Raw genomic sequence first — 15,342 nt, 5'->3', positions numbered from 1 at the left:
CCGATTATTTTATATCTTTCAACCCGGCAATTTACTGATTGAGCGATATAGCGGCGAAGAAGGCAGATCGCTGCACAAAAATGTATCAGGCATTGTGACTAGAATACGCGATGCCTCAGCATGCTTAGATCGTGATAAAAGAAAATGTATCGCATCGAGCGCAGCGTTATAACCTGAACGAGCAGCCCCCTCCATCGTCGCAGGCCAACCTGTATCAACCCAATCGCCAGCAACAAAAAGGTTTTGAATCTGTTGCTCATTCGGCGACGTTGTTGGCCTGTACTGATCTAATCCAGCATACACAGAAAACGTCGCACGTTTTTCCTTAACTGGCCGAATATGCACAATTTCTACCTGATCTGATATCGAGAAAACACGTCTAATCTCGCTTTCAACAAGTGTTCGCATCTCATTCACGGAAGCATCAACCAACTCATACGCCGCGGAAATCACACAATGCAGATGCTGCGTACTATCATCGTTCATCCCTTTGTTGAATATCCATTGGATCGGCGAATCGTTCAGAATTAGATGCGGCAGCTTCATAACCGCCTTACCATCAATTGACCGCAAATAAACATGAATACCGATGATCGGCGAAACCGTAAACTTGTCCAGATGAACAAGACGCGAATCAGCATCTTTGCATTGCTCTGAGGTCAGCTTATCCAAACGATCAAACGGTACCGTTGAAACAAATGCATCGGCTGCAAGCTGCTTCTCTGATTTACTTAACGTAATCGATTCGATCAGACCCGTACTCATCGTGTAATCCAATGATTGCACACCCATCGATAAATCCAGTGTCCCCCCTGCTCTTCGTAGCAATGCCTCAGCAGGATCATATAAATCAAGCAATGGCACAACCGAAAGCCCCATCCGCCACGCATCACGATGGTGCAAAAAGCCTTCCTGCAAAACCTGCATCGCATAGCGCGTTGAACATCGATCAAGCGATTCGTTACAAGCGGAAACAATCACCACTTCCCAATATTTCTTGATCGCAGAATCCGGCTGCTTATGTTGCTTGAGCCAATCCAAAAAAGATAACGAGTCTAATTCATTCCGCTTATCAAAACTCGTTCGAATAATCGCAGACATCGCTGATGCAATCGCAATTTTTTCTCGCATCGTCAAGCCGTTAAACCCAAGCATCGCACGTGCCAAATGTAATGGCGCCGGCAATGGATCAGCTTTCATCACGTCAACCGACAACTCACCATCCAACTCAGTTTTTTTACTATTCGCAAAATAGAGTTGATCATGCCACTCAATCTTATCGTAGACCCCCAACCGTTTATATAGATCAATCAGGTTCGTACAACATCCCATCAGAACATGCTGGCAATTATCCAATGGATCTTTAGTTTTGGGGTCCAGAAAAGATGTTGCCCGCCCGCCGAGCTTCGTGCGTGTTTCAACCAACGTTACCGGGACATGCCACTCTGCAAGCCGAACTGCCGCCGCAATACCCGCGACACCCCCTCCGATGATCGCAACACGTTGATCGGCAAATAAATCCTTCGGTAATTTTTCGGGTATACATTCACTCATACAAATATCACTGACTGCCAAACCATTATCTTGCCTAATCAACGATTAGTAGCGACGTTTTAGCTTTGCCGCAAGCATAATCCGCAGTTTAGCCGGCGTCGACAACCGTACCCGCTCATGCATCACCCGTCTGGGGTCAGCCGCAATCTGATCCAAAAGACCACGATAAATTCGCATCATCGCCCAACACGTTCCTCGACAATTTGGCGTCAATCGCTGCTCAAGCGTGCGTGATTTTTCATAATAATCATACGCACGATCAATCTGAAACTTCATGAACCGGTCATAAGCTTCATTCACACGCAGCCCCAACAAATCGTCCTCAGCATACCCATACGAAGCCAACTCATCTAACGGTAAATAGATCCGATCTCGCTCAGCATCCTCTGCAATATCCCGCAGAATATTCGTCAACTGCAAAGCAATCCCGCGATACTCCGCCAACATTAAATTCTCCGTCATATCAGTACCCGGGAGAAATCCCCAAATCGCCGTACACGTTAGTCCAACGGTCGAAGCAACGTTGTAGCAATACTGATAAAGCGCATCGAAATTCGAGTAACGATGCTGCCGCAAATCTGCAATCTGTCCATCTAACATGTGGTGTAGATGGGCCGGATCAATCGGATACGTCTGCATGACATACCGAAACGCTTCCCATGATAAATCTTCTGGAAGATCGTCAAGCGGATGATCGATTACATTCTGCATCTGTGATCGGAATTGATTGATGCGTTCACGCCGAATCTCCGGGCTGGCTTCAATCTCAGCCACACCTTCTTCCATTTGACCACGACCATCCAATGGCTCGTCAGCCAAATCATCACACTCACGCATAAAAGCATAGATCGTATAAAGAGCTGAGCGTTTCGGCTCCGGCGTTAACTTCATCCCGTAATAAAAGTTCTTAGCCCGGTTCTTCGAAACCTCATGACAATGCGTAAACGAAGCTTCGATCTTCGCATTGACTGGCTGAATAGATTGTGTGGGGGATTCAGGCATAGATTTTTCTAAAGCGGCTTCTGTATTTCGTTACGTTTTCATTGACCATCAAACCGGATGCCGCAGTAGTTTGGCCATCACGTCACAGGGTAATCTAATATTGCATGAGTCTTTCACTCATTAATGTCAGATTGACGTCTGAGGCGTCGCAAACGGCGTCAATATCTTGCCTACAAATGCACGCATCATCAATGACATTTTAGCAGGTTTCGATAACGACGGCCTTCTCGTCAGCGTGTCATAACCGTTCCGCTCAATCATCCGCAAAATCGACTCGCCACCCATTGAAAACAGCTTAATATCCAACCGCACATCCGGCGCAATCAATGGCAACAACTCCGCACCTTGTTCAAACAACGGCCACGTCTTCTGCACCAATTCGCGCACCGTCTTTTCCGCCGGCCCACGCAACGCTGAAAGCGCAACCGTAGTCGTCGGACAAGCCGCACAACTGTTTGGATTCTTATGTGCATGATCATGCAAGATTGCCGAAACAAGACTCTCAACAGACAGATCATGCTTCGACGCAATATCAGACGGGATATAGACCCGATCACGCTCAATAATGTCCCTGCGAATATCCTGCCAAAAATTCGCTAATTGCAATGCCGTACATGTCGAATCAGACAACTGTTGGCGATACGCATCACGATAGCCGCACATATACAGCACTAAGTGCCCAACCGGATTCGCTGATCGTGTGCAGTAATCCACCACCTGCGCCCAGTTGTCATACCGGGTCACACGCTGGTCCTGCTTGAACGCATCAATCAAATCACGGAACGGCTTCTTCGGAATATCATGCTTCTCGATCGTCGGCGACAGGGCCACAAAAACCGGGTGACGTGGCCGCCCCGCATAACAAGCATCCAATTCCTGCTCAAACCACTCCAGCAATTCAAGCGATCGCTCCTGATCCCCAATCTCATCCCCCAAATCATCAGCCCATCGGCAAAATGCATACACATTTGAAAAATCCGCACGCAGCCGCTTCGGCAAGAACCACGACACAACCGTGAAATTCTCATAATGCGATAGCGTCAACGAGCGCGTATACGCCGTTGCTTCCTCAAGCGTCAATATGTGGCCATTCAGACGCTCCGGGCCGTATTGTTTCAGTTGGTCATGAATCGAGAAGTTCATATTGCTCGCTAGCTTCTTGGCTGGCGTCAGAGTGGAGCGAACGATGCCCTCCCCTGCTGCCCTGACACGCTTATGATATTTGATACACCGCTCTTTGGGAAAGGTTTACAGCAATTGTGGAATCCATAACACCCGTATTAGGGGTTATGCCTTACTAATAAACAGCACACATCCGGTGCGTAACTTATGCCCAGACAAATAAGTTAGCCTCCGTCCGGATAACTCGACGTCCGCCCAATGTTATTCAACGTTTTTGACGATTAGCCGATTAAGACATCTGTGACGACTGTCGATATAACCAATGCGGACGCGGTTCGTAAGTTAGTTATTCAGTTCACGATACGGTGTCGTGTCAATTAATCTCGCAGCTGGAGGAGAGACAATGCATTTCGGTCGCTACGCCAACTCCTGGCTGCGTAAAGCATCTCAGAAAGACCCCAATCAAATGCTCATCGGACTGGACGCAAGAACGATCTTCGCACCCGAGCAACGCGGCATCGCCCGTAGCCTCGTCCAGATGTATCGTCATCTCGCTCAGATCCGTCCCAATTGGCACGTCATCGCCTATCACCGCGAAGACAGCCCCTTACTCCCAGACAACATCCCCGCCGATTGGCTCGACACCCGCTTCATCGAAATGCCTGGCGATCGCTTCGATGCATGGATGAAAATGCGTCTACCCCTCGCAGCCGTCCAGGATCACGTCGACGTACTCCACTGTCCCGCCAACATATGCCCCAAATGGATGCCCGTCCCCACCGTCGTGACCATACACGACCTCATCCCCATCGACATGCCCCACGGCCAGCAGCCCGGACTCATCAAACGCTTCGATCAATCCGTCAAACACGCATGTCAACGCGCCGACGCCATCACCTGTCCCAGCAACTACACCCGTGATCGCCTCATCGCCGATTATCACGCCAATCCTGATCTCATCACCACCACGCATTGGTCTGTCACCACCGATTCAACACCAATCTCCAATCAAGCTCAAATCAAAGACAAGTTCGGCATCGCCAGCCCCAACACGATCCTTCACTTCGGCGCAGGTGAAGTCCGCAAAAATACACGCCGCCTGATCAAAAGTTGGTCCATGCTCCCATACAACCTCCAGGAGCAATGGCAACTCATCGTCGTCGGCCTCGATTTCCAAACACTCTACGAACTCAAACGCTACGCCTCCTCACTCAATCTCGGCAATTCAGTTCTCCTCTACGATTTCATCGACGCCAACGACCTTACCAGCCTCATGCACGCGTCCGACGTCCTCGCCTACCCCAGCCTCTCCGAAGGCTTCGGCCTCCCCATACTCGAAGCTTTCGCCGCCAACACCGCCGTCATCACAAGCGACCGTACATGCCTCCCCGAAATCGCCTCTGATGCCGCCGCTTTCGTTGACCCAACCGATGCACAGCAGATGACCCAAACTCTGAACGCTGTCATGAGCAACACCAAACTTCGCAATCAACTTATCGCCAAAGGCAATGAACGCCTCGCCGATTTCTCCTGGCAGCAATGCGCCGAACGTTTCGCTCAAACCATCGAAACAATCGCCAGATCACAAGACCAAAATATCGCAGCCTGACCCATTACCCAATACACAAATATCAACTATGCATCAGTTAGAACTCAACAAACATCTCAACAACCAGACCGCCGACGTTCTATTCCTCGCAGAACGCCCCATGTGGCCGCTCGATCAGGGTTTCCGCGTCCACGGCTGCAACATGCTCAAATCCCTGCACCAACTCGGCATCTCTGCCAAAGTCGCTTCTGCCGAACCTACCACCGATGCGCCCGATTGGCTCAACGACCTAATCATCGATTGGCCCAATGCAACACCTCATGACATCCAACTCTTCCACGAAGGCTGGTCAGGCCCCCTCTCCAAACTCCGCCACAAAGCCGCCAGTCATCAAGGTATCGACATCCACCGACTCGCCGGCGCTATCAGCCTAATCAAACGTTGCAAACCTAAAACAGTCATCGCCGTCGGCCTCCACGGCCCTGTCCTCCTCAAAGGCCTTCAACAAGCTTTTCCCCGCGTCAAAATGATCTGGTACGCCGCAGACGAACCCATCACCTTCCACCTCTCCTGCCTCAAACAAGAACCCATCAAAGATTGGCCACCTCGCTTCTGGAACATCCTCACCTTCGCCGCTATCGAACGCCTCTTCGCACGTGGCCTCGACGGCGCCATCGGTGTCAGCCCACTCGACTCCAAACGCCTCAAGCGCATCGCCGCCGTCAAATCTATCCATACCATCCGTAACGGCGTTGACCTCGAATACTTCTCTCCAAAATCCAATCTCCCCGACGACCACTCCGTCGTCTTCTGGGGCCGCATGGATTTCGAACCCAATATCGACGCTGTCACATGGTTCGCCAAAAATGCTTGGCCACAACTCGTCAAACGCTCACCAAACGCCGTCTTCAACATCGTCGGCAAAAACCCAACACCCGCCATCCAAGCCCTCACTCAAATCCCAGGCATCAACGTCCTCGGAGCCGTCCCCGACATCCGTACCCATGCCCAGAATGCCACCGTCGCCATTCTTCCCATGCGTTGCGGTGCCGGCATCAAAAACAAGCTCCTCGAATCCGCCGCAATGGGTATCCCAACCATCGCCTCTCCTAAGGCTATTCATGGGTTAGACATTAGCTGCCTCGAAAAACCATTCCACATCGCACACAACCCCGACCTCTGGGCCGATCACGTCTGGCATCTCTGGCATGACACCACCTACCGTCAGCAACTCAGCCAGCGTTCACGCCAATGGGTCACCGCAAAACACAATTGGCAAGACGCCGCACGGGAACTTATCCGATACATCAACACCATGTTCCCACTCGACCAACGCCTACTCACCAGCTCACCTGACCAAATCACGCAACATAACAAACGTTCTAACAAAGCTGCCTAACCACACATCATTCAACCGCCACTCGAAAGAGGTTCATCATGGCTTGGACAAGTATGCACTTCGCAACTGGTATGGCTGGCTCCGCACTCCTCACCTCCACCGCTTGCCTTCTTTTCAAACGCTCGCCCAAGTACCTCCCCCTCATCATCACCGCAGGTGGGCTCTTTGCCATCACGCCCGACCTCCCACGCATCTGGCGCGAAGACTTCCCATCCCTCCCACTCGCATCAATCCTTGGCGAAAAATCACTCGAACAATCGCTGCACAACATCGGCGACCTCTTCTTCCTACACGCCACCCTCGACCGTCAACCCCACGAATACGCTCTTCACGGCCTCGCCCTCATCGTCATCCTTTACCTCGCAGCTTCTATCGTCTCACTCCTCGCACATAGGCATGAGCGCAACAAACTCTGCAAACAAATCCAAAAACTCGAACACCATTCAGCACATATCCATAACCAATTCGCAAAACCCGATAATCGCACCTCTTCAGCCACCAATAACCGCTGATATTTATCCCAAATTAACGCACTCGTCCTCTTCTCATTTTTCTTAAGCAGAACCCGAAAGTTCACTACATAAAAAGTCACAAAAGCGCCGATACAATAAAGACTGAAACGTGTGAATACCTCAGTTCGATTCTCTCTCATGGCGTGTGTATCGTATTCACAACTACCGGGGCCGTTGCTTCCTGCTTTTTGTTTGGACTCCTGAACTTCCAGCGGTTGATGGCCGAAATATGGGATACCGATTTCCTGTTTTTTTATTTCACAACAACAGTGAAATATCGGTTCCCGGATATCTTTCTAGTTTTACTTGGTAAGCAGCTATGCAGGCACAAACCGATGATGCCGCTCACGCTCGGGACGTGATCGTCGCATCACATGCAATTAACCTGAAGGGTGTGGGTATGCAACGCAATCAAGGCGAAACATGGGACTTCCAAGTTCACTGCCATGAACCCGTCGACCAGATCTTCCTGGTCAGCGAAACAGCCGATGGCACCTCCGCATGGATCCCAATGGTCTTCGAAAGCCGTGGCCTATGGTCCATCCGAATGCACCTCGCCGCAGGCTGGTACCGTTTTAAATACTACACCGCCTCAGGCAGTACCTATTTTAATTGTGGATCCTATGGACTAATACGTACCCTCATTTCAGACCGCGACCACGACGTCACGATCGAACCATTCTCCAACGCCGCCTCCGCTTAACAATTCGTCCATTTTAATCTTAAAAAAGACTGGCCTCGGGTTGGGGCCGGTCTTTTTCTATAGCCACACAATCCTATAAAATAAACCAATCCATATCATGCGATGGGCGCAAAATAAAAACGCCAGCCAAAACTGACGTCTTATAATAATTATCTAACTAACCATTAGTTACCCAACAAGCCATCCAGCCCCGGTATATTCATTCCGCCGGTCATTTCTGACATCTGCTCACGGATCTGCTCTTGAGCCTTCACAATCGCCGCATTCGTCGCCGACACGATCAACTCCTCAATCATTTCCTTATCCGCCTCCGACCCCTCGCCCGCAAGCGTTGCGACCATCGACGGATCAATCTGAATCCGCTTCATTTCAAACTTGCCATTCACCGTAACGCGCACCGCACCTGCACCCGCCTCAGCATCCACCTCCACCCGAGCAAGCTCAGCCTGCATCTGCTCAAATTTTTCCTTCATATCCCCCATGTTGCCCATCATGCCTGCAAGATTTTTTAAGTTCTTCAATTGATCAAACATAGTATTTTGACTTATCTCAAAGGGTTTTTCGTTATCGGCCGCACACCTGCGTTTCTCCGCCGACCTCCAATTATATCGCTCATCAACCATCCATCCCAACACACCCAAATATCAAGCGTCTTCACCTTCCGAAAGCGATTCAACCTCACCCGCATCAGAATCCCCCGCCTCCGGCATCGACCCCTCCGTCGGCAGAGCAACCACCTCATCCGACAACCCCACCATGATCGCATCCGGGAACACCTCCAGCACCTTCCTCACCAAAGGCAAGTCCAACGCATCCTGCCGATCATTCTGCGACATCTGTCGCGGCCGCCCACCACCTGCACCCGCACCACCACGTTCACTCCTACCTGCCACATCAGCTGGACGTATCGACGTATCAACCTTCAGCGTCACCCGCCTACCGATATAACGCTCCATCTCTGCCGCCAAAGCCTTCATACGATCAGGCGTATTGACAATCCGTAAAATGCCAACTTCACCCGTCACTAGCGCCAACACACCTGTCGTTTCATCCAAAGACACTAACTCAAAAAATTTCAACCACGCAAACGTCGGCTTCGCCCCTAGATCTGCCTTACATCGCTTCCAAGCAACCGCCGCATCTGATGTCGGCTCAACCGCACGCTTTTCGCCATGTGGCCCACTGCCCGGCACGCTCACATCACCGCCCTTTTGAAGCGGTTGATTAGATGCTTGCTGGCCACCACTCATCTGGCCACTCACACGCGGCTGCATCGCCGTCGGCTGAACACCTCTTCCCCCTTGTACTCCCTGCCCCGCCGCCATCGCTGGACGCGCACCAACACCAGCAGGAGCAGACGAAACGGTTCCGCCAGCTTGACCACCAGCAATCGCTGCAGCCTTAGGAATTATGTTTTTTTTTTGGGCAGGTGAACCACCTGCAAGAAGCGATGAAATATCCGCGTATTTTTCAGCCAGCGCAAGCCGCACCATCGTCGCGTCAAACAGCGCCCGAGGGTTCGCGGTCTGTTTTGTCATCCGCTGCAAGTTCTCACACAACGAAATCATGTATGTAATCGCAGGCGCATCAAACTTTTTCGCTTGCTCTGCCGCTTCCTGTTTCGCTTCATCTGAAAGCTCAACCAGATCCGAATCAGCACCACAAGCCGCAATCAGCATCAACTGCCTGAACCGTTCAATCAGAACATCAATAAATTGTTCCTGCGAAATCCCTGTCGTCAGAACCGCATTTGCGGATTCAAGCGTCCCCTTCAGATCACCCCCAGCAATCGCATCCACCAACTTCGCGACAAGCTCACTCGCAGGCAAACCAAACATCTCTTCTAACGTCTGATTAGTCAGCGGCGACTGCCCCGTTGCGATCAACCGATCAAGCAACGATAACGCGTCACGCATCGACCCATTACCCAGCCTCGCAATCTGCCAAACAACCACATCCTCCGCCTCGATCTTTTCACCAGCCAGAACATTCGTTAAGTGATCTGCAATCTGACCCGTTGGGATATTGCGAAAATCAAACCGCTGACATCGCGACTGGATCGTCGGCGGAACCTTATGCTGTTCCGTCGTACACAAAATAAATTTCACATGCTCAGGCGGCTCCTCCATCGTCTTGAGCAGCGCATTAAACGCTTCACGCGTCAGCATGTGAACTTCGTCAATAATATAAACTTTGTAATTCGCATTCCCCGTCGGCGCGAGCCCCGCATTGGCGATCAACTGTCGCGCTTCGTCAACACCACGATTCGACGCACCGTCGATCTCGATCACGTTCAGGTCTTCACCCCGCATGATCGCGTTCGCCATCCGCTCCTGAACCTCAAGCTCCGGATACTCAAGACTGTCCTGTTTCGGGGCGTCTTCAATCGTATCGGGTGCGTTCAAAGCACGGGCGAAAATACGGGCCATCGAGGTCTTGCCGACCCCGCGCGTCCCACAGAACAGATATGCATGTGCCACCCGACCGTGCGAAATCGCATTTTTCAGGGTCGTCGCAATAGGTTGCTGTCCCACGACCTGGTCGAAGGACTGCGAACGATATCGTCTTGCGAGTACTGTGTAACCCATAATAAGAATGATGATAGTGAAATCGGCGGCTCATGTTGCATGAAAAAACGCCGCGTGGATAAGTGGCCAGAACACCAACGGCACCGGGCTGAAACCACTTAGGGCTGCTCCGATCAAGGCCTGACCCGGTTCGTGAGCCAACCCGTGCATTGGGTCCGGCCACATATCCTCACGGCGATCCGTGAAAACAGCTTGGGGCCGTTTACAGACCCGCATCATAGCCCGAAATCAGCGATATCTCAAATAATCAGCCTCTCTCCCCAACCCGTGCATAAGTGCGTCTTTCGTGACTCAACCGCTCACAAGTGCGTATTTGTCTTGGCTTTGCGAGCTTTTCAGTTTATTCTCATAGCATACATACTGCGCTGATCTGTACCTGTATTCAGATTGTCCGTACAGATCGGCCACTGATTTATTTTTTGTTTTATTATCCGACAATCTGGAGCTACCGAGATGATTCTCTTAATCATGCGAGGTGCACTGCTGCTGCTGGCCATGGCTGTGGCAAGTTTGTACCTGCTGTCTAATCAATGGGCAGCGAATGTGGATGATGTGAAATTCATCATCATCCTTTCGGCCGTCATAGGCTTAATGCTGGCGATCATCGGCATTGACGCAGGTATCAAAGACAAGAAGCTTTCACAGGTTTCCGGCATCTTTCTTGGCTTAATAGGCGGTCTACTGGCAACTTACGCGCTTTCATTCGTCATCAACCTCTTTGGCATCATTTACGAGCCGTCACCGGATGTCGTAAGGCCGATTATCAAAGAGAACAGCATTGCATATCAAACACTGACCGATGAAGAACAGATCGACTTAAAAAATCAATGGCTCGAGTACGATAAGGAATTTGAAGCCAACCGCGTGTTTTGGAATATGCTCGAAGGCGTTAAGGTGCTTTCGGGCCTGGTTTGCGTTTACTTAGGCATATCGCTGGTTTTACAGACGAAAGACGATTTCCGGTTTGTGATTCCGTATGTTGAATTTACGAAACAAATACGCGGACAGAAGCCCATTGTCGTCGACAGCTCGGTGATTATTGATGGCCGCATTCTGGACATCATCGAAACGAAAATCGTGCAGGGAACACTGGTGGTACCGAAGTTCATCCTGAATGAACTGCAAACCATTGCAGACTCGCATGATAAACTGAAGCGTGCTCGAGGCAGGCGCGGCCTGGATGTATTAAAGAAAATGCAAAACAGCCAAACCATCGAGGTTCATATCGAAGACCGCGATATCGAAGGCAGAACGGTCGATCAGAAGTTGCTGGCATTGACGGCTGACATGCAGGGGCGTGTCATGACGAATGACTTTAACCTCAATAAGGTCGCTCAGTTACGTGGTGTTGAAGTGATCAATATTAATGACTTGTCCAAGGCAATGCGGCCAGTGGTTCTGCCTGGCGAGAAACTGCACGTGAAAATTGCCAAGCAGGGTGAAGGCCAAGAACAGGGTGTAGGGTATCTGGACGACGGGACGATGGTTGTCGTTGAATCTGGCAAGAATCACGTTGGGGAGGAATGCAATGTGATTGTGACCAGCACGTTACAGACCTCGGCGGGGCGTATGATTTTTAGCCGTTTTGCGACGGTTGATGATGAAGAGGTTACTGAGAAGCTTGCTGATGAGGTGCTTGGTACTAACGAGGGGAATAAGACGAAAAAGCATCCCAAGAAGCGCGTGTAGTCAATCGATTTTCCTAGTGATCAGTTTTGTTTGTACGCCAATTTCGCTGATTTAACAGGTGTTAACCAGCTGATTTTGCGCGCACAAAAACGATGTTTTCCACTGGATCCTGCGCGTTTGTGCGCACAATAAAACAGAATCAGTGATTTACCCTAAGTTGCAATAAGCTCAAAACAAAGAGAAATGCTCAAACAATCACAGGCTTTGCGTGATAAACGCGCGCTAACTGAATTTTCCTCATGACTGCGAATTGAGTGAAATGCGTGTTTGTGCGCAATCTAAAAGATTTTCAATCTCAATATCTATCTGTTTAAATGAAACCGATGGGGGGGGCAATAAAAAACAACAATTAAAAACCCTAATCGTCGATTAGGGTTTTTGGAAATTTATTGTTGCAAAAATATTGAGCGTCCAGACAAAAAGTACGCTGCCAATCCATGTCTTAAAAATTGATCCTCTTACTGCGATAATTACCGCGATGAGGTTTTACGTTTTACAAGAACAAATGTTGTTGCGACGGCTAACGTGAGAAACGTGGTTGGCTCAGGGATGACGATATGGTCGATCCACACTGCGCCGCCTTCATTATTAGGTTGAAGGAAATTAAAGCCAACCTCCATGCTGACTGCGTCCTCAGGTGCGGTGGCGGTGATCCATTGTTCGAGCCATTGGTCTTCAACCATACCGTTTTCTGCAATTTTGACCCATTTTTCGCCTACCTTTTGATCGTAACGGTCATAGAAATTGATGAACATACCGACATAGTTTTGGGTGTTATTGATGGTGTCGTCGGCATTCGTTCGTACGCGAGCGGAGAGCGTGACTGTTTCGTTGGGAGTGATGTCGATCAAGTTTTGTGTGACGTGTGTATTGCTGTAGCCAAAGAGTTTAAGAGCGGCGCCGCCCTCGCCTTCAAAGGCAATGCTTTGAGGATTGGTGTTTGTATTATGGGTTTGAATATAGGCGTTGCCGCTAAGATTCCAACCGTTTGCATCCTCTTCAAATGCTGCGTTAAGTAAAGCGTGAGTTTGCGGGGCTGATTTTTGATACATGCGAACGTAATCGATTGCGAATGTTTGCGGAAATTGTGTTGAATTGTCGGGATTACCATCAAACCAACCCCCAACAGCTGTGTTGAGGATGAGATTCATGGGTGTATTTGAGATTGGGGCCATGGACGAGTTGACGGTATAGACGTGATTGTTGTCAACGTAGTAGCGGATCTCGTTGGGTTCCCATTCAGCGGCAAAGGTGTGAAATTCATCTGGCCAAGGTGTGCTGCCCCATGTTTCGTTTGAGACGTACTGCCTTTGGTCGTAGTTAGCGCCCCAGTGATAGGCTTGGGTCACACGGAAAGGCTGCGAGCCCCCGGCTTCCATGATGTCGATCTCGCCGCCTGAAGGCCAAGGTGTGCTGGCGGGGAGTAGCCAAATGGCGGGCCAAATGCCTTTTGTAGATGGTAGTTTGGCTCGCACTTCGAAGCGGCCGAATTTTTGGGTGTACTTGGTTTGGACGCGACCTGAGATATAAGGGTGCGGATAACCGGCTACAGAAATGTTTTCTGATTTGATCAAGAGTTGGCCCGTGGAAACGGAGACTTGGCGCGGGAGATAGTATTGGAGTTCGTTGTTATTCCAGTAGCCACGGTTTTCAACGTGCCATTGATTGGTGTTGATCGCGGAGCCTGTGAATTCATCAGACCATGTGAGTTCCCAGTTTGCCTGTGCTGTGGTGGACACGGTTATAAACCCTGCAAAAATTAATACTAGCGTAAGTATTGATTGTTTCACTATTAACATTGAGTCTCACCTCCGATAAAGCTGTATCGATATATTGTTCGTTATGTTTTAGATTGCTTATTTCAAAGCTTTCACTAAAAGTGGGATATTACCAACGGCTCCGTTTCCTTGGCCATCGCGGATGTAAACAAAAAGTCGGTAGGGGCGTTGCGCATGAGGCATTTTGATGCGTACTATTGTGTCAGAGATGCGCTCGGGTTTGATTGTGTGGATTGCATTTAATTGTTCGTAATCACCACCATCTTTAGTTTTGCCGTCTGCTGCACGGAGAATCCATTCAATCTGAAGCGGGTCGTCGTCAGGATCGTGTGCTTTGAGTAAGACGGTGATGTATTGGTTTGGTTTAGCAATGTCTTCGCCCAAAAGTTTGAGTTTCGTGATTTTGGGGCATTTGTTTTTTGGAGGCTTGCCTGACCAGAGCTGCGTCATGGTGTCAACTGGTGCGAGTCTTGTGCCATCGGGTAAGAACATGCCGACCCAGGTGGCGGTTGTTTGTTGTTTTTCGCCCCATTTGAAAGCGTAAGAACCTAGTGTGAGGTCAGGATTGCTCAAAACGGTGTTCTTGTAGCCGTTGTAGTAGTCGTGGGCTTTTTGAGTACTGGTGTCTTCTATGGGAGCGTCCCATGATGTTTTTTTTGATTCCTTATCTCTGGGGCCGGCATATTCGGTGATGATGACGGGGCGTGTGCCACCGGCTTTGCGGTAACGGTTGAGTACCGTGTTGACACCGCCGTAGGTATTGATGCCGATGATGTCGATATCTGGGCAGTATTTATTGAGTGCATTGATTTTCGAGCCGTTCTTACCGAGTTCGGCGATGACAGTCATGGTGGGGTGGTTGGGGTCGAGTTGCTTGACGCGTTTTGCGATGTCATTAACGGCTTTGTAAACATCTGGGTTGTTATTTTTCCACTCCATTTCGTTGCCGAGCCCCCAGATGAGTAATGCGGGGTGATCTTTATATTTCAGGACAGCATTTTCAACTTTATCGATCTGTTTTTTGACTTTATCAGGATCGCTGTAATCGAATCCGTGCCGTTCGTGTCCGAGCCATATACCGAAGGTGACGGTGATATTTTTTGCGAATGCATCATCAAGGATGTTTTGCGTATTGTCATTAACACCCCATGTTCGGATGGAGTTGCCGCCAGCTTGAATGACTTGCTCAAGGTATACCTGGCCACCAGCGCCTTTGATACGGTATGGTTTTCCGTTGTGAATGAGTGACCAAAACTTACCGTTTTTCTCGAGCTTCGTGCTGCTTGGTTCTGCATTCAGAGTGACATTAAGGAGTAAAGTAAGGAGTAAAGATGCAACAACACTTATGGTTCTGGCGAATCGAAACATGCGTAGTATCCCAGTATAGTTATATAAACTTCACCTTGTTTTTATATCAATAATGGCACTATGTTTTTATTTTCATCA

At 49.7% G+C, this 15,342-nt stretch carries 12 protein-coding genes and 1 other RNA gene; 5 read left to right on the top strand and 8 right to left on the bottom strand.

Annotated features, from left to right (window positions below):
• Positions 1–18 precede the first annotated feature (18 nt).
• From hpnE to hpnC, 3 genes are all read right to left on the bottom strand, one after another.
• Positions 19–1,554: a hydroxysqualene dehydroxylase HpnE gene (hpnE, locus tag KS4_RS07270; protein WP_145076563.1), complete on the bottom strand. Its 1,536-nt coding sequence runs from the start codon at positions 1,552–1,554 to the stop codon at positions 19–21.
• 45 nt (positions 1,555–1,599) lie between these two features.
• Entirely contained in the window at positions 1,600–2,556 is a 957-nt protein-coding gene (locus KS4_RS07265; protein WP_145076561.1) for a phytoene/squalene synthase family protein, read from the bottom strand.
• 126 nt (positions 2,557–2,682) lie between these two features.
• Complete coding sequence (hpnC, locus tag KS4_RS07260) at positions 2,683–3,699, bottom strand: squalene synthase HpnC (protein WP_145076558.1); 1,017 nt, start codon at positions 3,697–3,699, stop codon at positions 2,683–2,685.
• Positions 3,700–4,081: 382 nt separating this feature from the next.
• Between hpnC and KS4_RS07255 the strand changes: the two genes are divergently transcribed.
• From KS4_RS07255 to KS4_RS07240, 4 genes are all read left to right on the top strand, one after another.
• Positions 4,082–5,287, top strand: a complete 1,206-nt coding sequence (locus tag KS4_RS07255) for a glycosyltransferase family 4 protein (RefSeq protein WP_145076556.1) — start codon at positions 4,082–4,084, stop codon at positions 5,285–5,287.
• 28 nt (positions 5,288–5,315) lie between these two features.
• On the top strand, positions 5,316–6,626 hold the full coding sequence (locus KS4_RS07250) for a glycosyltransferase (protein ID WP_200761674.1): 1,311 nt from the start codon (positions 5,316–5,318) through the stop codon (positions 6,624–6,626).
• A gap of 38 nt (positions 6,627–6,664) precedes the next feature.
• On the top strand, positions 6,665–7,138 hold the full coding sequence (locus tag KS4_RS07245) for a hypothetical protein (protein ID WP_145076552.1): 474 nt from the start codon (positions 6,665–6,667) through the stop codon (positions 7,136–7,138).
• A 319-nt stretch (positions 7,139–7,457) separates the two neighbouring features.
• The gene (locus KS4_RS07240; RefSeq protein ID WP_145076550.1) at positions 7,458–7,841 is read left to right on the top strand and encodes a hypothetical protein; all 384 of its coding nucleotides are present in this window, start codon (positions 7,458–7,460) and stop codon (positions 7,839–7,841) included.
• A gap of 164 nt (positions 7,842–8,005) precedes the next feature.
• Here the strand turns inward: KS4_RS07240 and KS4_RS07235 are convergent, their stop codons facing one another.
• From KS4_RS07235 to ffs, 3 genes are all read right to left on the bottom strand, one after another.
• Positions 8,006–8,374: a YbaB/EbfC family nucleoid-associated protein gene (locus tag KS4_RS07235; protein WP_200761673.1), complete on the bottom strand. Its 369-nt coding sequence runs from the start codon at positions 8,372–8,374 to the stop codon at positions 8,006–8,008.
• Between the two features lie 111 nt (positions 8,375–8,485).
• Entirely contained in the window at positions 8,486–10,429 is a 1,944-nt protein-coding gene (gene dnaX / locus KS4_RS07230; protein ID WP_145076548.1) for a DNA polymerase III subunit gamma/tau, read from the bottom strand.
• Between the two features lie 61 nt (positions 10,430–10,490).
• Positions 10,491–10,590, bottom strand: an RNA gene (gene ffs / locus KS4_RS07225) — signal recognition particle sRNA small type.
• Between the two features lie 292 nt (positions 10,591–10,882).
• On the opposite strand from ffs, the gene KS4_RS07220 reads away from it, so the two are divergent.
• Positions 10,883–12,118: a PIN/TRAM domain-containing protein gene (locus tag KS4_RS07220; protein WP_145076546.1), complete on the top strand. Its 1,236-nt coding sequence runs from the start codon at positions 10,883–10,885 to the stop codon at positions 12,116–12,118.
• A 470-nt stretch (positions 12,119–12,588) separates the two neighbouring features.
• Here the strand turns inward: KS4_RS07220 and KS4_RS07215 are convergent, their stop codons facing one another.
• Together KS4_RS07215 and KS4_RS07210 are read right to left on the bottom strand one after the other, a co-directional pair.
• The gene (locus tag KS4_RS07215; protein ID WP_200761672.1) at positions 12,589–13,857 is read right to left on the bottom strand and encodes a glycoside hydrolase family 16 protein; all 1,269 of its coding nucleotides are present in this window, start codon (positions 13,855–13,857) and stop codon (positions 12,589–12,591) included.
• 117 nt (positions 13,858–13,974) lie between these two features.
• Positions 13,975–15,264 (bottom strand): glycoside hydrolase family 2 TIM barrel-domain containing protein, encoded by a 1,290-nt coding sequence (locus KS4_RS07210; RefSeq protein WP_145076542.1) that lies wholly within the window; start codon positions 15,262–15,264, stop codon positions 13,975–13,977.
• Between the last annotated feature and the right edge of the window lie 78 nt (positions 15,265–15,342).

It is taken from the genome of Poriferisphaera corsica, from assembly GCF_007747445.1.
Lineage (GTDB): Bacteria > Planctomycetota > Phycisphaerae > Phycisphaerales > Phycisphaeraceae > Poriferisphaera > Poriferisphaera corsica.
The sequence above is the reverse complement of the archived record's forward strand: the minus strand, read 5'-3'. Positions and strand labels throughout refer to the sequence as shown.

Bases quoted from the DNA above. Each gene is read 5' to 3' on its own strand.
- hpnE (WP_145076563.1), bottom strand. From the start codon at position 1,554: ATGAGTGAATGTATACCCGAAAAATTACCGAAGGATTTATTTGCCGAT.
- KS4_RS07265 (WP_145076561.1), bottom strand. From the start codon at position 2,556: ATGCCTGAATCCCCCACACAATCTATTCAGCCAGTCAATGCGAAGATC.
- hpnC (WP_145076558.1), bottom strand. From the start codon at position 3,699: ATGAACTTCTCGATTCATGACCAACTGAAACAATACGGCCCGGAGCGT.
- KS4_RS07255 (WP_145076556.1), top strand. From the start codon at position 4,082: ATGCATTTCGGTCGCTACGCCAACTCCTGGCTGCGTAAAGCATCTCAG.
- KS4_RS07250 (WP_200761674.1), top strand. From the start codon at position 5,316: ATGCATCAGTTAGAACTCAACAAACATCTCAACAACCAGACCGCCGAC.
- KS4_RS07245 (WP_145076552.1), top strand. From the start codon at position 6,665: ATGGCTTGGACAAGTATGCACTTCGCAACTGGTATGGCTGGCTCCGCA.
- KS4_RS07240 (WP_145076550.1), top strand. From the start codon at position 7,458: ATGCAGGCACAAACCGATGATGCCGCTCACGCTCGGGACGTGATCGTC.
- KS4_RS07235 (WP_200761673.1), bottom strand. From the start codon at position 8,374: ATGTTTGATCAATTGAAGAACTTAAAAAATCTTGCAGGCATGATGGGC.
- dnaX (WP_145076548.1), bottom strand. From the start codon at position 10,429: ATGGGTTACACAGTACTCGCAAGACGATATCGTTCGCAGTCCTTCGAC.
- KS4_RS07220 (WP_145076546.1), top strand. From the start codon at position 10,883: ATGATTCTCTTAATCATGCGAGGTGCACTGCTGCTGCTGGCCATGGCT.
- KS4_RS07210 (WP_145076542.1), bottom strand. From the start codon at position 15,264: ATGTTTCGATTCGCCAGAACCATAAGTGTTGTTGCATCTTTACTCCTT.